Genomic DNA, 19,640 nt, shown 5'->3' on the forward strand with positions numbered 1-19,640 from the left:
TTTTCTCAACTGAAAATTGTTTTCAAAATATTTATATTATTATCTGATACTTCAAACAAAAAAAAGTATATATTCCAAGACATCATTTCAGGAAATGCAACAGCCATTGCCATTTCCTCCAGCATTCTCAGATCATATACTTTTTATATTTCTATATTTTTGCTTTCTTTTATGCCCAGCGGCTCTTCTGTTCTTCGCAGATACTGTTCCACTGGCAGTTTCCACAGATTTCCTTACGTTTATCCATCGCAAGGATTTTTTCCTGGACTTTTTTTGTAAATTCGCTGAAGTGCAATGTCTGTCCGGCCTTCAGTCCACATTTTTCCAGCACGGCATTGTCATACTCTGCCACTTTATCTCCGGCTTCACAATGTCCGCCCAGATTATTCGGACAGGCAGAGCAGATCTCATCCGTATCCACATGAAGCCTTATTTTCTTTCCCTCCAGAAAAATCTTCAGCATCTCGGCCATATGTGCAGTAAAACCGTTACTGTAGCCTTCCCCCTTAAAATACGCCAGGCACATACCATGATGAGGGCGCAGAGGAATGATCATTCCCTCTGTGCCCTCATCAGAAGCATATGCCGCAGCAATGCTTTTATCTTGCATATTTACGTACCTTTCCTGATAAAACATAAGCCAGCGCGATCTTGATAAGATCCGGAATGATAAACGGGAACACACACCAGCCAAGAACTGCCATAAGACCTACCGGACCTGTGCTTCTTGTGTAAGCAAACATAAACCATGCGGTTCCAAAGGCATAGCATACGATCAGCCCAACGACCATAGAAATGATCTGAACAACCGGCTTTCTGCCAAAAACATGCTCAATTGCCCACATAACAAGTGCAGAAAAGATAAATCCAATGATATATCCACCTGCATTTCCGAGAAGAGCTCCAATGCCTCCGGAAAATCCTGCAAAAACCGGAACTCCTACTGCTCCAAGAAGAACGTAAACCAGAACTGCCAGAGTTCCTCTTTTTCCTCCAAGCACACCAACTGCCATAAATACTCCGAATGTCTGCAGAGTAAACGGTACCTGTGCCGGAATGGAAATCCATGAGCAAACTGCCATCACTACTGCAAAAACTGCAATGTAAACAAGATCATACGTCTTGCTTCTGCCTGCTGCCACTGTTGTCATAATAATCTGTATCCTTTCTTTCCTTTTCTGCTTTTCCTGTCGGAAGATCATTCCTGTCCTTTATAAATGATATCCGCTCTTTCGCTGTTAACAATTTAACACAGCAGGATTTGAATGTCAACTTAATTTTATTTTTTAAGTTTACATTTTACAATGCCGTTTACTACTATGTAAACCTGCCATTTACAAATGATATTGTCAATTTTCACTTTCAAATTCCCCTCTCTGATGCTATACTGAAACTAATGAGTTTTCAGCAAAAAGGGGGATTTTTCCACATGGATATACACGATATTCATAACATCAGCACCAACTGCACACGGACTGAATTTGTAGGGACCGCAGTCCTTGACACAATCGGACTCGTGATCTCCGGAGTTGATGATTCTCTGCTTAAAAAGATGAACGTAGGTACCCAATACCACTGTCTGGGGCTTTTCAGTTCCCGAACAGGCGCTGCCGGCCAGATCACAGCTATTGACGATGCAGTAAAAGCCACAAATACAGAAGTCCTTTCCATTGAACTTCCAAGAGACACCAAGGGCTGGGGCGGTCATGGAAACTATATCGTCCTTGGCGGAAATGATGTATCCGACGTGCGTCACGCCATTTCTCTGGCTCTGGAACTGACTAACAAATATGCAGGTGAGGTCTACATCAGCGAATCCGGCCACCTGGAGTTTGCTTTTTCCGCAAGTGCAGGTCCTGCTATCCATAAAGCCTTCGGCACACCTCTGGGTGAAGCATTTGGTTTCATGGCAGGTTCTCCGGCTGCTATCGGTCTTGTGATGGCAGATAATGCCGTGAAATCCGCAGCAGTATCCATTACACAATATATGACTCCGAATATCGGTACCAGTCATTCCAATGAAGTGATCATCGCCATCTCCGGTGATGCCAGTGCTGTAAAAGCTGCTGTACTGGAAGGCCGTCAGACAGGCCTTGAGCTTCTCATCGGTATGGGAACCTATCCGGAGATCCCGGGTACGCCGTATCTGTAAAATCTCCGGATTGCAGGAAATTTGTGAATTTCCACACACTACACTTCACGAAACACATATCTGCGTCATGCATACAAAAGCAGCGCTGCAAGGATCAGCATACGATCCTGCAGCGCTGTGTTTCTCTTAAATATTCTCCTATGGATTTTTCCGGATCAGCCCACCTGATATACATCTGCAGACTGAAGTCCGAAACTTAATGCCTCAGAATGGCTTCCACAATAGATATCCACATGTCCGTAAGGAGTTCCCAGATCCTCTACCGTATAAACAGTGCCGTTGATCAGAAGCTTGGTCCCAAACGGAACACCTGCCATAGCAACGGTACGTCCTGCTGTCGGAACTGTTCCGCTGGCGGTAAGATTGCCGGCTGTACCGCAGCACTGTGCACAGTTGCAGTATGCGGTCAGTGTAAAGTTTCCAAGATATGTTCCCTGACTGGAAGAACCGGAATCGGACGTATCCGCAGAGGCATCTTCCGTCTCCTCGGAAGCTGTCTCATCATTGGAAACCTCCTCAGAAACCTCCTCCTGGGAGCTGTCCTCGGAAACATCTTCGGAACTTCCGGACTGTACATCATCCGCTTCCTCTTCCTCCTCTACAACAATGTCTGTACTTGTAGAACTGCTGGAAGACTCGGTTGTATCCTCCTCCGGATCATAGCCGTAATCATCGTCAGAATCAGCCTCTTCACTGTCCTCGTTATCCTGATCGGCTTCTTCCTGGGCTGCCGCTTCTGCTGCCTGTCTCTCAGCCTCTGCTGCCGCTTCAGCCTTAGCTTTCTCTTCTGCAGCCTTCTCCGCCTCTGCCTGCTGTACCAGAGCGGTAATACTGCTGTCTGCATTACTGATATCTGCCATCAGCTGCTGAGCTTCTTCCTGGCTGGCGCTGATCTGGTTTACATAAGAGTTAATATCATCGCTTGTGCTGGAAGCCATGGACTGCACTTCCTGCTGTTTGGCTGCACGCTCCGTCATAAGATCATCGATCTCTGCGGACTCCGTCTCAACCTTTTTCTCATTCTCCTGGATATTCTTCTGAAGACTCACATATTTATCCAGCATGTCTCTGTCGTATGTAGAAATCTGGATCGCATTCTCCGCGCGATTGAGGAATTCTGCAAGGCTTTCGGAAGAAAGCAGTGTCTCCAGTGCGGAAGTTCCGGCATTTTCATACATATATGCGATTCGAAGCTTCATGGATTCATACTGATCTGCAGAAGCTTTCTTTGCTTTTTTCAGTTCTTTTTTTACTTTATTTAATTCATCTTCCTTCTCAGCAGCCTGGATACTAAGCTCAGAAATGCTGTTGGTAAGATCCTCATACTGTGCGTTTAAATCAGCCAGATAGCTCTCCAGCTCCTGCTTCTTGCTCTCCAGTGTGCCGATGCTGCTCTGTACCTGCGCAAGACCCTCCTCAGCGGCCTGTTTCTCCGCCTGTGCCTCTGCGATCGCAGCGTCTGTACCTGATGCATATACGGTGCTTCCCATGGAAAGGGTCAGCATACCTGTAAGCAGTAATGTGAAAACTTTTCTATTCTTCATATAAACACCTTTCGTCCTTTCATGGATTCTAGTATAACACATTTTTCATAAAAAGCAATAATTTTATTTTATTTTTGTAACAAATACGTAATAATTTAAATATTTATGAACTGGAAAGCGTTTTTTTGTTTTCCGGAGCATGAAAAAACTGCCCTCTCACAGATTTATCTGTAAAACGGCAGTTTTTATTCTATGCTGTTCCAATTCAAAAATCATCAGCTACGAGAATACTTCTCTGATGTAATCCCCCCTGAAGCTGCTTCTCTTACTCCGCAGCCTCCATAAGAACCTCATTCTCAGCTTCCTCAGCCATTACTTCCTGATACTTGTCCAGGATGATCGTCTGGATCTGCTCTCTCGTTGCTGAATTGATCGGATGAGCGATGTCACGATATTCACCGTCGCTTGCCTTACGGCTTGGCATTGCGATGAACAGCCCCTTCTCGCCTTCGATCACTTTGATGTCATGTACCACAAACTCATCATCTATTGTGACAGACACAACGGCCTTCATTTTCCCTTCTTTCGCTACCTTCCTCACACGTACATCTGTAATATTCATTGCTACTTGCCCCTTTCATTTCGCTAACCGTATCTGCGGAAATCTGATCTTCCGCATTTATAATACGTAGCGTTCGTTTTTCTCTACGACGATCTTCACTTCTCCTTCTTCGCCGCTGTAATATGAATTCGCCCGGATGGTATCCCGGCTCTCAACAATGCAATTCTCAATATGCGTATTATCTCCAAGATATACGTCATTAAGGATCACAGAGTTTTTGATCACACAGTTATTTCCTACAAATACATCACGGAACAGAACAGAGTTCTCCACGGTTCCGTTGATGATACATCCGCTGGATACCAGACTGTTCTTCACAGTTGCACCCGGATTGTACTTAGCAGGAGGTACATCTGCGATCTTGGTCTTGATCGCCGGCTCCTGTTTGAAGAAATAGTTCCTGATTTCCGGTTTCAGGAAATCCATGTTTGTCTGATAATAAGCCTCTGCAGTAGAGATATTATTCCAGTAGTTATCGATCTTATATCCGTAAATCCTCTTCAGATTTTTGTAACGGATAAGAATATCATTTACAAAATCATGCCTTCCTTCCTGGGCAGCACGCTCGATCAGTTCAATCAGCTGCCTTCTTCGGATGACATAGATACCAGTAGATACTGTATTATAGGAGGAAACGATCGGTTTCTCTTCAAATTCCTCGATCCGACAGTCCTCATTCATGCGGAGAACACCAAATCTTTCAACCTGGCTCTGATCCTTGCATGTAGTACATACAACGGTAACATCTGCCCGCTTTGCGATATGATACTCCAGGACTTTATTGTAATCCAGCTTGTAGATTCCATCACCGGAAGCGATCACCACATAGGGTTCATGACTGTTCTTTAAAAAGCTCAGGTTCTGATAGATAGCATCTGCAGTACCCTGATACCATAAGCTGTTGTCTCTGGTAATGGTTGGAGTAAAGACATAAAGTCCTCCCTGTTTTCTTCCGAAATCCCACCATTTGGATGAACTCAAATGCTCGTTAAGGGAACGGGCATTATACTGTGTCAGCACAGCAACCTTCTGGATATGTGAATTTGCCATGTTGCTGAGGGCAAAGTCGATCGCGCGGTAACTTCCTGCAATAGGCATTGCCGCGATTGCTCTTTTGTTTGATAATTCTCTCATGCGGTTATTATTACCGCCTGCCAAAATAATACCTATCGCTCTCATTCTTTCCCACCGTCCTTTGCTGCAATTACCTGGCCGGCTGCCAGTTCTCCGTCAGGGTAGTCTTCTTTTGTTGTAACACCGGCGATAGCGGTATTCTTACCGATTTTGACACTTTCCGGAATCACGCTGTTTTCGCCGATAGCCACAAGTCCAAAGGAATATACAGCCGGTTTCAGAACATTCGGTACTTCCTCGCCGCATCCGATCACAACATTATTTCCGATGACAACATCTTCTGCCACGATAGCTTTATCCATAACAACATTCTCACCAACTGCTGTATTCTTCATGATAATAGAATCACGTATCACACTGCCCTTGCCGATGATAACATTCGGACCGATCACTGAATTATGTACTTCACCATAGATTTCTGTTCCCTCACCGATGATACACTTGTCCACAACTGCATCTGCGGAAATATACTGTGGCGGGATCACATCTCCCTTGGTGTATATCCTCCAGAATTCCTCATAAAGATTAAACTCCGGAATGATATCGATCAGCTCCATATTTGCTTCCCAGTAAGAACCAAGAGTTCCTACATCTTTCCAATAGCCGTTGTACTCGTAAGCAAAAAGGCGCTGTCCTTTCTCTTTACAGTACGGAAGGATATGTTTACCGAAGTCGCAGCCATTCTGATCCTTCAGGGCGATCAGTGCTTCCTTAAGAACCGGCCATGAGAAAATATAGATACCCATGGATGCAAGATTGCTGCTTGGATGCTCCGGTTTCTCCTCAAACTCAGTAATACGGCTGCTCTCATCAGTAACCATAATACCAAAACGGCTGGCTTCCTCAATGGGAACCGGCATACACGCAATTGTAATATCTGCCTTGTTCGCCTTGTGGAAATCCAGCATCACTTCGTAATCCATCTTATAGATATGATCACCGGAAAGGATCAGTACATAATCCGGGTTATACTGCTCCATATAAGCCAGATTCTGATAGATCGCATTGGCAGTTCCTGTGTACCATTCACTGCTTGTGCTCTTCTCATACGGAGGAAGGACTGTGACACCGCCTTCATTGCGGTCAAGATCCCACGGAATACCGATACCGATATGTGTATTCAGGCGGAGAGGCTGGTACTGTGTCAGCACACCCACCGTGTCAATTCCCGAGTTAATACAATTGCTCAGTGGAAAATCGATGATACGATATTTACCACCAAAAGCGACTGCCGGCTTTGCAACCTTTTCTGTCAAAACTCCTAACCTGCTGCCTTGCCCACCGGCCAAGAGCATGGCAATCATCTCTTTCTTAATCATGCGATCACCTCTTGTATGTTATGATTATTCCATTATAGCATACTTTACTGTGTTAGTGAACATTTTTTACAATTATTTTAGCTGTATTTTACTTTTTTTATCGCTATTGTATATTATAAATTGGTAAGACTCATCATTTTTTTCATTCCTCTGGTAATTTTCAACATTTTTCGATGTTATTTTCTGGTTACTTTTATATTCCGGAAAAAACCGCTTTTTTAGCCAAAAGAACCACTTTTCAATTGTTTCTGTTGGCGTTATAATAAAACAGACAAAAGAGCTACGAAAATAACATATATATAAGGAGATTATTATGTATCAGATAGACTTTCATAAACCGCTCCATATTCATTTCATCGGAATCGGAGGCATCAGCATGAGCGGCCTTGCCGAGATCCTTCTGGAAGAAAATTTCCGGATTTCCGGTTCCGATGCCAAATCCAGCCCGCTGACCCGCACACTGGAAGAACGTGGCGCTGTGATCTATTACGGACAGCGTGCTTCCAACATCAAGGATGATGTAGATGTGGTTGTCTATACAGCAGCGATCCACCCGGACAACCCGGAATTTGCCTGTGTGAAAGAAAAAGGGCTTCCAATGCTCACCCGTGCAGAGCTTCTGGGACAGATCATGCGGAACTACGATACACCGATCGCAATTTCCGGAACCCACGGAAAAACCACTACTACTTCCATGGTTTCTCATATCCTTCTTGAGGGCGACTGTGATCCTACCATCAGTGTTGGCGGAATCCTTCCTGCTATCCACGGAAATATCCGCGTTGGAAATTCTGAGACCTTTATCACAGAGGCATGCGAATACACCAACAGCTTTTTAAGCTTCTTCCCTAAGATCAGTGTGATCCTGAACATGGATGCCGATCATCTGGATTTCTTCAAGGACATCGATGACATCCGCCATTCCTTCCGGAAATTTGCAGAGCTTCTCCCTGCTGACGGTACTCTAATCATCAACGCCGACACACCGAAGTATGAGACGATCACCCGGGAGCTTCCATGCAATGTTCTTACCTATGGTCTGGAGCACGATGCCGATTACACCGCAGCAGACATTACCTGGGATAAATACGGACATCCTTCCTTCTCCGTTCTCTTCCGGGGCAAAAAGATCGGCAGCTATTACCTTCGTGTACCGGGCATCCACAATGTATCCAATGCGCTGGCTGCTATTGCCATAGGACGCCTTCTGGACCTTCCGGATGATGTGATCGTCAAAGGTCTCGGAAGCTTTACCGGTACAGACCGTCGTTTCCAGTATAAAGGCGAGATCGGCGGTGTCACCATCATTGATGATTACGCTCATCATCCAACCGAGATCGAGGCAACCCTTCATGCTGCAAAGAATTATCCGCATCAGAAGGTATGGTGTGTATTCCAGCCTCATACCTACACACGTACCAAAGCTCTTCTTCCTGAATTTGCAAAAGCACTGACTCTGGCCGATCATGTTGTACTGGCTGATATTTATGCCGCACGAGAAACAGACAATCTTGGTATTTCTTCCCAGGATCTCCAGAAACAGATCCAGGAACTTGGAACCCCCTGCGAATATTTCCCGACTTTTGATGAGATCGAGAGCTTCCTCTTAAAAAGTTGTGCACATGGTGATCTGTTGATAACTATGGGCGCCGGAGACGTTGTAAACATTGGAGAACACCTTCTCGGAAAATAATTATCCACATTATCCACATGCTTATGCACATTTCAGACGTGCCTGGCATGTGGATTTTTTTGTGTATAACCTACTTGACATAATTCAACAGCCAAATCCAACAAATACCGCATTTTTCTTACAAAATTAAGGTTTTTATTAGTTGCTGATAATGTTATCCTCAAAGTTTTCCACACTATCCACATTTTCCACATGGAAATTGGTGCACAACTTCTGTGAAAATAGACTATTCTCAAGTAAAAGCGGTTGTGCTATAATCCTTTTTAGCATGGCGGACTTTGGGATATCGCCTGAAATATCTGCCGTATTTTAGAAAGGGAGCTGCTGATCATGAGCCTGATTTCACTTCAGAATTCCTCTGAACTGGGGGTAACGATTCTTTCCAATCGCTTTATTGACAATTTCATGCCTCGTGCCAACGGGGAGTTCGTAAAGGTATATATCTACCTTCTCCGGATGGTATCTGCCACTCCTTCTTCTTTCAGCCTGGAGCATATGGCAGACAGCCTTTTCTGCACGGAAAGAGATATTTCCCGTGCACTGAAATACTGGGAAGGTGAGAAACTGATCGCATTAGCCTATACTGCAGAGCAGAAGCTTTCCGGGATCACTTTGCTGGAACCTTTTGCTGATACCGGTCATAGAGAGAGCAGCGCTTCCATGGATACTTTCACCGGTTCCGGCAATTCTGCTTCCGCTTCCGGAAACACGGATCCGGGAGTCCCGAGCTCCGCTGATTACATTCTCAGTCTCACTCCTGACCGGATCAGAGAACTTAAGCAAAACGAAGAGATCAGTCAGCTTCTCTATATCACAGAGCAGTATCTGACCAAAACACTGACGCCTACAGAAATGCAGAAGATCCTTTTTTTCTATGATGAGCTCCATATGTCTGCGGATCTCATCGAATATCTGGTGGAATACTGTGTTTCCAGAGGCCGCAAGAGTATGCGTTATATTGAAACAGTTGCACTCGCCTGGGCAAAAGACGGCATCACCACCGTCGAGATGGCACGGGATGCCAGCTCCCGTTTTTCCAAGGATTATTACACGATCCTGAAGGCTATGGGGATCAGCGGCCGCAACCCTGTTGATAACGAGATCACTTACATTGATACCTGGCGCAAGACCTACGGTTTTGATCTGGAGCTGATCCAGGAAGCCTGCAGCCGTACTGTCCTTTCCACCGGACAGCCCAGTTTCCAGTATGCGGATAAGATCCTCTCCGGCTGGAAAAAGAAAAACGTACATACGCTGGAGGATATCCGGCTTCTGGATGCCGCACACAAAAAACGCCAGCTTGAGAAATCTGTTTCCAGGAAGAAGCAACCCCAGACCCAGCCTCAGAATAGCAACCGCTTCAATAATTTCCACCAGCGTGATTATGATTTTGCGGAATATGAGAAACGTCTTTTAAATAATCAGTAACAGAAACTGGAAGGAGCGCTTTATGCCTTTACAGAATTTTCAATATGATACTATAATGAGAGAATACAGCCGCCGGCAGGCACAGAATCACCGCATTCTGGAGGAACACACAGCCGAAGCCTACGGAAAGATTCCCCGTCTGAAAGAGATCGATGACGAGGTGGCAACTTTAAGTGCCGACAAAGTCCGACGTCTTTTAAACGGCGAAGAAAAGGGAACTTCAGATCTGAAGGCAGCCATTCAGGAGCTTTCCGATGAACGGATCACCCTTCTTGTTGCAAACGGCTTTCCCGGAGACTATCTGGAGATGCCTTACACCTGCCCTGACTGCCAGGATACCGGCTATATCGGCAGCCGGAAATGCACCTGTTTTAAAAAAGCTGAGATCGAGCTGCTTTATGCACAGTCCAATCTGAATGAAATTCTCGAAAAAGAGAATTTTGACAGCTTTTCATTTGACTATTATTCTGCTACAATAAAAAACGAAGCCACGGGACTGTCTGCCCTGGAAACAGCCAGACGGGCCTATGATACTGCACAACGCTTTGTGCAGAACTTCGACCATAAATTTGAAAACCTGTTTTTATATGGTGATACCGGTGTGGGAAAAACCTTTCTTTCACACTGCATCGCACGGGAGCTTCTCAGATCCACCCACTGTGTTCTGTACTTTTCAGCCTACGATCTTTTTGATATGATGGCTGCGAATTCTTTTTCCCGAAAAGATACCGGCACAGACGAGGAACTGATCTATGATTGTGATCTTCTGATCATTGATGACCTGGGAACGGAGCTTACCAACAGTTTCGTATCTTCACAGCTTTTTCTCTGTCTCAATGAGCGGATCATGCGCAGGAAATCCACGATCATTTCCACGAATCTGACGCTCAAAAATTTCTCGGATACCTATTCCGAGAGAACATTTTCCCGAATTGCCAGCAACTATCAGATGATATCGTTGATCGGGAAGGACATCCGTATACAGAAAATATTTTTAGGAGGAAATTAAAATGGCACAGGTAAATACAAAAGATTTTTCCACACTCCCGGTAGGAAGACTTGGACTGATTCCCCTTCAGAGCTGCAGCTCATTAGGCGCGAAGGTGAATGACTGGCTGGTCAAATGGCGTGCCGAAAGACAGTATCCTGGAATGGACTCCTTTGCATTCGAGGGATACAAGCGCGATTCTTACATTATTGAAGCCAAGACTCCACGTTTCGGCTCCGGTGAGGGTAAATGTACCATCAACGAATCTGTCCGCGGTGATGATATCTACGTAATGGTAGATGTGACAAATTACAGCTTATCCTATCCGATCGGACCTTACACGAATCTTATGTCCCCGGATGATCACTTCCAGGATATGAAGCGTGTTATCGCCGCTGTAGGCGGAAAAGCCCGCAGAGTCAACGTGATCATGCCATATCTCTATGAGAGCCGCCAGGACAAACGTGTCGGAAGAGAGTCTCTTGACTGTGCCAATGCACTTCATGAGCTGATCGATATGGGTGTTGAAAATATCATCACCTTTGATGCACATGATTCCCGTGTACAGAATGCGACTCCTCTTCATGGTTTTGAGACTGTACAGCCATCCTACCAGTTCATCAAGGCTCTTCTTAATAATGAAAAGGGACTCCATATCGATAAGGATCATTTCATGACGATCAGCCCGGACGAAGGAAGCATGAACCGTGCGATCTATCTCGCCAATGTCCTCGGTGTTGATATGGGTATGTACTATAAACGTCTGGATTACTCAAGATATGTAAACGGCCGTCACCCGATCGCAGCATACGAATTCCTCGGACCAAAGATCGAGGGCAAGGATATGATCCTGATCGATGATATGATCTCCTCCGGTGATACGATCATTAAGATCGCGTCTCTCCTGAAAGAGAAAGGAGCAGGCAGAGTTTACATCTGCTCTACCTTCGGATTCTTTACCGATGGTCTTGATAAATTTGACGATGCTTACAAGAAGGGCTACTTCGACAAGCTTCTTACTACTAACCTGGTTTATCAGTCACCGGAGCTTCTTGAGAAGCCATACTACATCAGCTGCGATATGAGCAAATATATTGCTCTGATCATTGATACGCTGAACCATGATAACTCTGTCAGCCACCTTCTGAATCCGGTAGACAGAATCAAACGCTGCGTAACAAATTACATGAGCCAGCATGAGAAATAAATAAATCATAATGCACGCAAAGCGGCTGCACCTTCTGAGAACGATATAACAGTCTCTCAGAAAGCGCAGCCGCTTTATATTTCTGTAACAGACGGATATCCATGATCCGCATCTGCTGTCTGCTTTGCTTTTGATCTTTATGCTGAAATATTCCTGCAAAAGCTCACATAGGAAGCTTCTGATAGGGAATCCTCTCTTTATCCAGGATCTCCATTTCTCTTTTATGGCAGGTACTTATGATCACCTGTCTGTTTTCTTTATGCAGCCATCTGAGAGCCGCTGCAAGACGTTCTTCATCATACATGCCAAATACATCATCAAGGATCACAGGGAACGGTTCCTCTTTGCAGAAAAGCTCTCCTGCTGCCATACGAAGGGCAAAATAAATCTGCTCCAGTGTCCCGCGACTCAGTCTCTCAATGGATACGATACGCTCCCCTGTGTTCACAGACATATGCAGTGCCTCATCCATCAGAACCTCCTGATATCTGCCACCGGTGATCTCACTTAATATCTCAGATGTACGTTTTTTCAGACGGATCCCTACCTGATCTGTAATGTTTCCGGAAAGTGCCTCAATAGTCTCCATAGCCATATTCAGCGCCTGGATTTCTGTTTCCTCCGGAGTGATCACTTCTGTGTTTTCTTCACATTCCGTCAACTCTGCCTGCAGGTTCTCCAGCGCTGTATGCTTCTCTTCGTAGTCACTGTCCAGACTGTTCCGGTTCCAGGTCAGCTCCTCATGTCTGGAAAGCCAGCGCTCTCTCTGACGTTCTCTCTTATTCAGCTCCCTGCTGAGCCGTATACGAAAAAACAATGCCGCTACAGAAATCGCCGCAGTTGCCACGCCTGCCAGAACACTGAAAATGACCTGCCCGGAAAAAGCTGCCAGGCAGCCGGTACCGGCAATCCCGCCAAGCAGCACAACTGTCAGAACTGCATCTGTCAGCTCCCGCCTTCTTTTTACACGATCGATCCGAAGCTCAAGAAGATCCTCAGTACTCCGTTCTCTGGTACCTATGTTCATCCCATCCTGCTGCTGCATGATCCGCTCACGCTTCTCATCCAGTTCACGGATTTCTCTGCGGATATATTCCATATTTGCGGAAATCTTTTCTTTTTCCTTTTCCAGCTCCTTTTTTCGCCGGGCCGCTTCTGTCAGATATCCTTTTCTGGACATTTTCAGCATCTGCATGGCTCGTCCCATGTCAATGGAACTGTCACCGGTTCCCTGGTAGCTGGCCATGTAATTCTGCAGTTCACGTACGAGATCTTTTCCTGTAACGCTTTTCAGCTGTGCCACAGACACCGTATTATCATAAACTGCCTCACTTACATTTCCGAGAATAGTCCCAAGAGCTCCCTGTTCCGCATCTACAAGGCTGCCATCATCTTCACAGAGAAGCTCTCCCAGCTTCTTTTCTTTATAAAAATTCCTGGTAAGACGATACTTCTTCCCCTTGCTTGTAAACCACATAATCCCACCATATTCTGCCGGATTTTCCCATGGTTCATATTTTGTATATGTATCGTTCAGAGCAGCCTTTCCCCGCAGTCTGCGAACGCCGTAAAACATGGAGCGGATAAATGTATGTGTGGTAGTTTTTCCACTCTCATTTTCACCGTAAAGTACGTTAATCCCAGGTGAAAGCTCCATATCCTTGTCCCGGATCTTCCCGAAATTTTTTATTTTTAAACGTCTGATAACCATCTTATGCTATCCTCCTGTGATGCCCCTTATCGCCGGCTACCTGTCTCAAGCAATGCCTGAAGCCCATAATACAGCGCCTTTTTTTCCACGGTATCCATACCCTTTTTGGCCAGAAAATAGCCGATATAATCACCGATCAGAGTACCGCTGTAGCGTTTGTAGAGCTCACCAAGATCATACGCCGGCCAGGATTCATCCACAACATCGGTAACATTTCCGAGACTTTTCAGTTTCTCAGGAATCAGAAGAATATCCGGCGAACGCATTCCCTGAAGAATGATCCTGTAGATATTTCTTCCTCCTCTGCGGAAAATCTGGGATTTTATTGCTTCTTCCAGAGATATCTGTGTGGTTTCCTCGTGAAGTGTCATTACCAGCTGCTGATAGGAACGGCAGGCAAAGGGAACGAACTCTGTACGGATCCTTCCGTTGATCAGTCGTCCCTCCATATATCCATGTTCCCCTGTGTCATTCCTGTCAATGGGCTCCAGAGCCCCGGAAAAGGCCGCCTGGTCACGGATCAGGATCTGCGGCTTATGGATATGCCCTAACGCCACATAATCGAAGCCTGACGCCGCCAGAGCTGCTGCACTGAGAGGAATATGCTTCTCATCGCCGCCATGGGCCAGCAGAATATGGATTCCTTCTTTCTGGACAGGGGCAGCCTGATCATAAAGTCCGTCTTTTATTTCCCGGTCATAGTAACTCAGTCCATATACATAGACATCAAGCCTGGGATCTTTAACGCAGGTCAGTTCCCGGCTCCTGAAAAATATAACATTGGAATTCCACTCAAACGTATTATAAAAAGAATCTCTGCTTATAAAATCATGATTTCCTGCCATCAGATACACTCTGGTATCCGGGATGGTGGAAAACAGATAATTTACTTCCTTAAGCTCTCTCATAAGAGGCTGGCGGTGGAACAGATCTCCGGATATAAATAGCAAATCCACCGGATCTTCGCGGATGCCCGCAATAACCCGGCGGAAAGTGCTCCAGATTTCTTCCTCCCGCTCTTTGCTCCACGGGCAGCCCCTGTCGGGAACCGCGCCCAGATGCACGTCTGCAAGATGAATAAATCTCATAATGTTCTCCCTTGTGTGTCAGTCACACATATCAATACCTGTTGCCAATTTCTCTCTGCTGATCTCAGGAGCACAGAACGTCCTGCTGTGCAAAAGTGTTCTGATCAAAGATCGCAGTTCTTTACAGTTCTCGGGAATGGGATCACGTCACGGATGTTGCCCATACCTGTAAGGTACATGACACATCTCTCAAATCCAAGGCCAAAGCCGGAATGACGTGTGGAACCATATTTACGAAGATCCAGATAGAAATCGTAATCCTCCGGTTTCAGACCCAGCTCATCCATACGTGTTTTCAGCTTGTCGTAGTCATCCTCTCTCTGGCTTCCTCCGATGATCTCTCCGATTCCCGGCACCAGACAGTCCATAGCCGCAACTGTCTTTCCATCCTCGTTGAGTTTCATGTAGAATGCCTTGATCTCCTTCGGATAATCTGTAACAAATACCGGTCTCTTGTAGACCTGCTCTGTCAGATAGCGCTCATGCTCTGTCTGAAGATCACATCCCCAGAATACCTTGTAATCAAATTTGTCATTGTTCTTCTCAAGGATCTCAACAGCCTCTGTATAAGTCACATGTGCAAATTCAGAATTAAGCACATGGTTCAGTCTGTCAAGAAGCCCCTTGTCAATGAAGGAATTGAAGAAGTTCATTTCCTCCGGTGCATTCTCAAAGACATAACGGATCACGTATTTCAGCATAGCCTCTGCAAGCTCCATAGCGTCCTGAAGGTCTGCAAACGCACACTCAGGCTCGATCATCCAGAACTCAGCTGCATGACGGGTAGTGTTGGAATTCTCAGCACGGAAGGTCGGTCCGAATGTGTAGATGTTGCGGAATGCCTGTGCATAAGTCTCTCCGTTCAGCTGTCCGCTCACGGTAAGGTTTGTCTCCTTTCCGAAGAAATCCTGTGAATAATCAACACTTCCATCCTCTGTCAGCGGAATATTCTTCGGATCCAGTGTTGTTACCTGGAACATCTCTCCTGCACCTTCACAGTCACTTCCCGTGATCAGCGGTGTATGCACATAGACAAAGCCTCTCTCCTGGAAAAATTTATGGATCGCATATGCACAAAGAGAACGTACACGGAATACAGCCTGGAAAGTATTTGTTCTCGGTCTTAAATGTGTCATGGTCCTTAAGTATTCAAGACTGTGTCTCTTTTTCTGAAGTGGATAATCCGGTGCGGAAGCCCCCTCTACAGATATCTCTGTTGCCTGGATCTCAAATGGCTGCTTCGCCTGAGGGGTAGCTACCAGTGTTCCCTTGACAATGATGGCCGCTCCAACATTCAGCTTGGAAACCTCTGCGAAATTCTCCATGTTATCGTGATATACGATCTGAAGAGTTTCAAAAAAGCTTCCATCATGAAGTACGATGAATCCAAACGCCTTGGAATCACGAACACTTCGTACCCATCCACCTACAGTGATCTCTTTGTCAAGATACTGTTCACGGTTTCTGTAAATCTCTTTCACTGTTGTCAGTTTCATAATCTATACCTCATTCCTCATATTCAGGATCACACGTCCCTGCGGACCTCCAAACGTCCGTATCGAATTAAGTATAGACTATTCTCATGGTTCGTGCAAGGAGTAATTGCCTTGCCGGACAGAAAAATAGCGGACCACCGAACAGAAAAATCCCGCCTGGCGGAATGTCTCCGGCAGACGGGATTTTTCTGTCTGTAATACCATTAATAATAAGATGCGTTGATACTTCCTGTGTTGAGATAAGTAATGCAGTAATAATAGATCCTCTTGAATGTCTTTGTTGTGTAGTGAAGTCCGTCATCGCCGTCATCCACACCATCATAGCGGGCATTGGTCCCGTAGCCTTTTTTCATAAGTACGCTGTACATATCAATATACTTGTAATACAAAGAAAGGCCGGAACGGATCTTGCTGTTGAATTCTCTTACCTGTGCCTCTGTACGGGCGCCTCTTCCTGCTTTTGTGATCATAATACTGTTGATCGGGTTTACAGACATGTAAAAGAGCTTACAGTTCTTACTTTTCAATGTGGATGCGATACTGGTCATATAGCTGACATAATTGCCTGCATTTCCCAGGTCATTGACACCCAGATTAAAGATAACGGCGATCGGTTTGGAACCTTCTGTTTTGTCGATCTCTTCTATAAGCTGTGCATATCCTGTATCTCGGAACCAGCTCAAGCCCTTTCCTGGGTTTGCAACAAAAGAAACCCCATTTGTTACAGAACTGCTCATCTGTTTGTTCAGTGTCGCCTGTATTCCTGCAGTACGGGAATCTCCCACAAAAATAACCTTACTGTACATCATACCGATAGCCGGATGAGCCATCTCATCGGAGCTGATATCCTTCTCCAGTGCACGGTTAAATACTGTCGCATACAGATTGGTGTTTTTGTTGATCCGCAGAAGTTCGCCGGCTTCATAATCCGGATCTGTGGAAGAACCGGTCCGTCTGGTCTTAGACCAGCCCATAAACGTATAACCTGTCGCATTGGATACAGATGGAAGCTTAAGGTAACCGCCCTTTCCAAGTGTTACTGTCTTCCATACGGTTCCGTTTGCCTTGCGGAGATTTACTTTTACTGACTGCATCTGTACGGAATAGTATCTGATATTACCGGAGATTTTAATCTTCGTTCCTACTTTTTTTGCAGTAGATGCCTTGCCGTTCTTTGCTGTTGACCAGCCAAGATTTACATATCCCGATCTGGATGGAACTGCAGGCAATGTGTAATATGTACCCTCTTCTACTTTTTTCTGCAGCTTCTTATATGCGGAATTGGTACTTCCATTTCCAAGATAGAAGTTTACGGTATAGTATCTGCTCTTTCTGCGGACCGCATACAGAGTCATATCTTTTCTGACCTTTACGCGGGCACCTGCTTTATATACTACCTTGCTGCTCCTCTTCCGTGTGGTCCATCCGAGATTCTGATATCCCACAGCCTTGGGTACTGCCGGAAGCCGGATCGTGGTATTTAATGTCACATTCCGTGTCAGTGCAGTATACGTCTTACTTTTGCTGGTACCTGAATTATTATTGAACTTAACGGTATAAACAAGCTTCGCCGCCGACACCTTATGCGATGCAGCCGGCACAAAGATCAGTGCAGCTGCCACAAGTGCCAGCAAAAGCCATTTTATGCGAAGGACCTTACCGGTTTTTTCCCTGTTTTTCATATAAACAAACTCCTCCTGAAATACATATCCATCCCCGGGTGCCTCCGTACTTTTTACAGAGTATTGATAAATCTCATAAATGCATCCCTGCCCTCTGGTGTGCATTTATAAACACCGGCATCCTCCAGTACATGAACAAATACATTGCCCACTTCCCTGCGAAGGACTTCCTGGATATTATCTTTATCAAGTTTCTCATATTTTGGCAGAAATTCTGCAACCCATGCAGCATGTTTCTCAATTTTCTCATTGGAAGCGATATCCCTGCCGCTTAAAATGTATTCTTCAAGAAGCTCCAGCTCTTCTTTCAGACGGGCCGGAAGAACAGCGAGTCCCATAACTTCGATAAGACCGATATTCTCTTTCTTGATATGATGATAGCATGCATGCGGATGATAAACCCCCAGCGGATGCTCCTCTGTTGTGATATTGTTACGTAATGTCAGATCCAGTTCAAAGGTATCTCCCACTTTACGTGCGATCGGTGTGATGGTGTTATGCGGCTCTCCGTCTGTTTCTGCAAAGATAAATGCAGCCTCATCCGTATATCCTCTCCAGCCTGCCAGTACATGTGTTGCCAGATCGATCAGTCTCGTCTCGTCTTTGCTGCGGATACGCAGTACGGAAAGAGGCCATTTTACAATGCCGGCTTCCACATCTTCGTATCCCGGGATCGTCACATGCTTTTCAATCTCTGCCTTCGCCATGGCAAATGTATAATGCCCGCCCTGGAAATGATCGTGGCTAAGGATAGAACCTCCTACGATTGGAAGATCCGCATTGGAGCCAAGGAAATAATGTGGGAACAGCTTTACAAAATCAAACAGCTTGATAAATGTATTTCTCTCGATCTTCATCGGAGTATGCTGACTGTTAAATACGATACAATGTTCATTGTAGTAAACATATGGAGAGTACTGGAAGCCCCATGGACTGTCATTGATGGTGATCGGGATGATCCTGTGGTTCTCCCTTGCCGGATGATTGACTCTTCCTGCATAGCCTTCATTTTCCGGACAAAGCAGACATTTTGGATAGCTGCTGGATTTTACCAGCTTGGCAGCTGCGATAGCCTTTGGATCTTTTTCCGGCTTGGACAGGTTGATCGTGATATCGATCTTACCATATTCGCTGTCTACTGTCCATTTCTGATCTTTTTTTACGCGATAACGTCTGATATAGTTACTGTCCTGACTCAGCTTATAAAAATAATCTGTGGCTTTTTCCGGATTTTCTTTATAAGCATCCCAGAATTCTCTCTGCACCTGGGCAGGACGCGGCATCAGACAGTTCATCAGTTTTGTATCAAAGAGATCTCTGTACACAATACTGTCCTCGATGATGCCCCTCTTTACAGCCTCATCAAGAAGTTCGTTCAAAGTCTCCTCAAGGTCAATTTTAGCATACTCTGTCTCCGGTTCTGTATATTCGCTTTCCCCAAAGGCATCCAGAAGAAGATTTGTTGCATAAATTCTTTCGCATTCCGGAGTAATACCACTCTCTACCCCATACTGTACCAATTTTTTAATACTTTCACTTAACATTGCTTTTTCCCCTTTCCTGTCGCGCTTTTCCCAGAAAACAGGAGCTGTTTTTCCTGTTTTCCGATTTATGCCAAACGGGAACTCCCGTCTTG

At 45.4% G+C, this 19,640-nt stretch carries 16 protein-coding genes; 5 read left to right on the top strand and 11 right to left on the bottom strand.

Features of this window, described 5'->3' with window-relative positions:
- Positions 1-169 precede the first annotated feature (169 nt).
- Together DWW77_RS00110 and DWW77_RS00115 are read right to left on the bottom strand one after the other, a co-directional pair.
- Positions 170-610: a DUF1284 domain-containing protein gene (locus DWW77_RS00110; RefSeq protein WP_118607823.1), complete on the bottom strand. Its 441-nt coding sequence runs from the start codon at positions 608-610 to the stop codon at positions 170-172.
- Positions 600-1,151, bottom strand: coding sequence for a biotin transporter BioY (locus tag DWW77_RS00115; protein ID WP_118607955.1), 552 nt, complete (start codon positions 1,149-1,151; stop codon positions 600-602). Before DWW77_RS00115 ends, DWW77_RS00110 begins: the two co-directional genes overlap by 11 nt.
- 278 nt (positions 1,152-1,429) lie before the next feature.
- Here DWW77_RS00115 and pduB point away from each other — a divergent pair, with 278 nt between their 5' ends.
- The gene (pduB, locus tag DWW77_RS00120; protein WP_015525654.1) at positions 1,430-2,152 is read left to right on the top strand and encodes a microcompartment protein PduB; all 723 of its coding nucleotides are present in this window, start codon (positions 1,430-1,432) and stop codon (positions 2,150-2,152) included.
- 155 nt (positions 2,153-2,307) lie between these two features.
- Here pduB and DWW77_RS00125 read toward each other — a convergent pair whose 3' ends face one another.
- The 4 genes from DWW77_RS00125 to DWW77_RS00140 all read right to left on the bottom strand — a co-directional run bounded on the left by DWW77_RS00125 (position 2,308) and on the right by DWW77_RS00140 (position 6,711).
- Positions 2,308-3,696: a PcsB-like coiled-coil domain-containing protein gene (locus DWW77_RS00125; protein ID WP_021652858.1), complete on the bottom strand. Its 1,389-nt coding sequence runs from the start codon at positions 3,694-3,696 to the stop codon at positions 2,308-2,310.
- Positions 3,697-3,961: 265 nt separating this feature from the next.
- The gene (gene spoVG, locus DWW77_RS00130) at positions 3,962-4,258 is read right to left on the bottom strand and encodes a septation regulator SpoVG (RefSeq protein ID WP_015525652.1); all 297 of its coding nucleotides are present in this window, start codon (positions 4,256-4,258) and stop codon (positions 3,962-3,964) included.
- 57 nt (positions 4,259-4,315) lie between these two features.
- The gene (gene glgD, locus DWW77_RS00135; protein ID WP_118607824.1) at positions 4,316-5,437 is read right to left on the bottom strand and encodes a glucose-1-phosphate adenylyltransferase subunit GlgD; all 1,122 of its coding nucleotides are present in this window, start codon (positions 5,435-5,437) and stop codon (positions 4,316-4,318) included.
- Complete coding sequence (locus tag DWW77_RS00140) at positions 5,434-6,711, bottom strand: glucose-1-phosphate adenylyltransferase (protein ID WP_118607825.1); 1,278 nt, start codon at positions 6,709-6,711, stop codon at positions 5,434-5,436. The genes glgD and DWW77_RS00140 overlap by 4 nt, the downstream gene beginning before the upstream one ends.
- A gap of 313 nt (positions 6,712-7,024) precedes the next feature.
- Here DWW77_RS00140 and murC point away from each other — a divergent pair, with 313 nt between their 5' ends.
- The 4 genes from murC to DWW77_RS00160 all read left to right on the top strand — a co-directional run bounded on the left by murC (position 7,025) and on the right by DWW77_RS00160 (position 12,027).
- A complete protein-coding gene (gene murC, locus DWW77_RS00145) occupies positions 7,025-8,404 on the top strand; it encodes a UDP-N-acetylmuramate--L-alanine ligase (RefSeq protein WP_118607826.1) in 1,380 nt (459 codons plus the stop codon).
- Between the two features lie 330 nt (positions 8,405-8,734).
- Entirely contained in the window at positions 8,735-9,832 is a 1,098-nt protein-coding gene (locus tag DWW77_RS00150; protein WP_118607827.1) for a DnaD domain protein, read from the top strand.
- A 22-nt stretch (positions 9,833-9,854) separates the two neighbouring features.
- Positions 9,855-10,841 (top strand): ATP-binding protein, encoded by a 987-nt coding sequence (locus tag DWW77_RS00155; protein WP_015525647.1) that lies wholly within the window; start codon positions 9,855-9,857, stop codon positions 10,839-10,841.
- A gap of 1 nt (position 10,842) precedes the next feature.
- Positions 10,843-12,027: a ribose-phosphate pyrophosphokinase gene (locus DWW77_RS00160; RefSeq protein WP_118607828.1), complete on the top strand. Its 1,185-nt coding sequence runs from the start codon at positions 10,843-10,845 to the stop codon at positions 12,025-12,027.
- 163 nt (positions 12,028-12,190) lie between these two features.
- Here the strand turns inward: DWW77_RS00160 and DWW77_RS00165 are convergent, their stop codons facing one another.
- The 5 genes from DWW77_RS00165 to galT form a co-directional block, all read right to left on the bottom strand.
- Positions 12,191-13,738 (bottom strand): ATP-binding protein, encoded by a 1,548-nt coding sequence (locus DWW77_RS00165; protein ID WP_118607829.1) that lies wholly within the window; start codon positions 13,736-13,738, stop codon positions 12,191-12,193.
- A gap of 26 nt (positions 13,739-13,764) precedes the next feature.
- Positions 13,765-14,826 carry a metallophosphoesterase family protein gene (locus DWW77_RS00170; protein WP_118607830.1) on the bottom strand — a complete coding sequence of 354 codons (1,062 nt, stop codon included), beginning with the start codon at positions 14,824-14,826 and terminating at the stop codon, positions 13,765-13,767.
- Positions 14,827-14,930: 104 nt separating this feature from the next.
- Positions 14,931-16,322, bottom strand: a complete 1,392-nt coding sequence (gene asnS, locus DWW77_RS00175; RefSeq protein ID WP_015525643.1) for an asparagine--tRNA ligase — start codon at positions 16,320-16,322, stop codon at positions 14,931-14,933.
- 203 nt (positions 16,323-16,525) lie between these two features.
- Complete coding sequence (locus DWW77_RS00180) at positions 16,526-18,004, bottom strand: InlB B-repeat-containing protein (protein ID WP_182431171.1); 1,479 nt, start codon at positions 18,002-18,004, stop codon at positions 16,526-16,528.
- Positions 18,005-18,057: 53 nt separating this feature from the next.
- Entirely contained in the window at positions 18,058-19,548 is a 1,491-nt protein-coding gene (gene galT / locus DWW77_RS00185; RefSeq protein WP_118607956.1) for a UDP-glucose--hexose-1-phosphate uridylyltransferase, read from the bottom strand.
- Between the last annotated feature and the right edge of the window lie 92 nt (positions 19,549-19,640).

Source organism: Ruminococcus sp. AF17-12, from assembly GCF_003479245.1.
GTDB lineage: Bacteria > Bacillota > Clostridia > Lachnospirales > Lachnospiraceae > Blautia_A > Blautia_A fusiformis.

Coding starts and splice junctions, on each gene's coding strand:
- pduB (WP_015525654.1), top strand. CDS start 1,430: ATGGATATACACGATATTCATAACATCAGCACCAACTGCACACGGACT.
- DWW77_RS00155 (WP_015525647.1), top strand. CDS start 9,855: ATGCCTTTACAGAATTTTCAATATGATACTATAATGAGAGAATACAGC.
- spoVG (WP_015525652.1), bottom strand. CDS start 4,258: ATGAATATTACAGATGTACGTGTGAGGAAGGTAGCGAAAGAAGGGAAA.
- DWW77_RS00125 (WP_021652858.1), bottom strand. CDS start 3,696: ATGAAGAATAGAAAAGTTTTCACATTACTGCTTACAGGTATGCTGACC.
- DWW77_RS00180 (WP_182431171.1), bottom strand. CDS start 18,004: ATGAAAAACAGGGAAAAAACCGGTAAGGTCCTTCGCATAAAATGGCTT.
- murC (WP_118607826.1), top strand. CDS start 7,025: ATGTATCAGATAGACTTTCATAAACCGCTCCATATTCATTTCATCGGA.
- DWW77_RS00165 (WP_118607829.1), bottom strand. CDS start 13,738: ATGGTTATCAGACGTTTAAAAATAAAAAATTTCGGGAAGATCCGGGAC.
- DWW77_RS00150 (WP_118607827.1), top strand. CDS start 8,735: ATGAGCCTGATTTCACTTCAGAATTCCTCTGAACTGGGGGTAACGATT.
- DWW77_RS00140 (WP_118607825.1), bottom strand. CDS start 6,711: ATGATTAAGAAAGAGATGATTGCCATGCTCTTGGCCGGTGGGCAAGGC.
- galT (WP_118607956.1), bottom strand. CDS start 19,548: ATGTTAAGTGAAAGTATTAAAAAATTGGTACAGTATGGGGTAGAGAGT.
- DWW77_RS00160 (WP_118607828.1), top strand. CDS start 10,843: ATGGCACAGGTAAATACAAAAGATTTTTCCACACTCCCGGTAGGAAGA.
- DWW77_RS00110 (WP_118607823.1), bottom strand. CDS start 610: ATGCAAGATAAAAGCATTGCTGCGGCATATGCTTCTGATGAGGGCACA.
- glgD (WP_118607824.1), bottom strand. CDS start 5,437: ATGAGAGCGATAGGTATTATTTTGGCAGGCGGTAATAATAACCGCATG.
- DWW77_RS00170 (WP_118607830.1), bottom strand. CDS start 14,826: ATGAGATTTATTCATCTTGCAGACGTGCATCTGGGCGCGGTTCCCGAC.
- asnS (WP_015525643.1), bottom strand. CDS start 16,322: ATGAAACTGACAACAGTGAAAGAGATTTACAGAAACCGTGAACAGTAT.
- DWW77_RS00115 (WP_118607955.1), bottom strand. CDS start 1,151: ATGACAACAGTGGCAGCAGGCAGAAGCAAGACGTATGATCTTGTTTAC.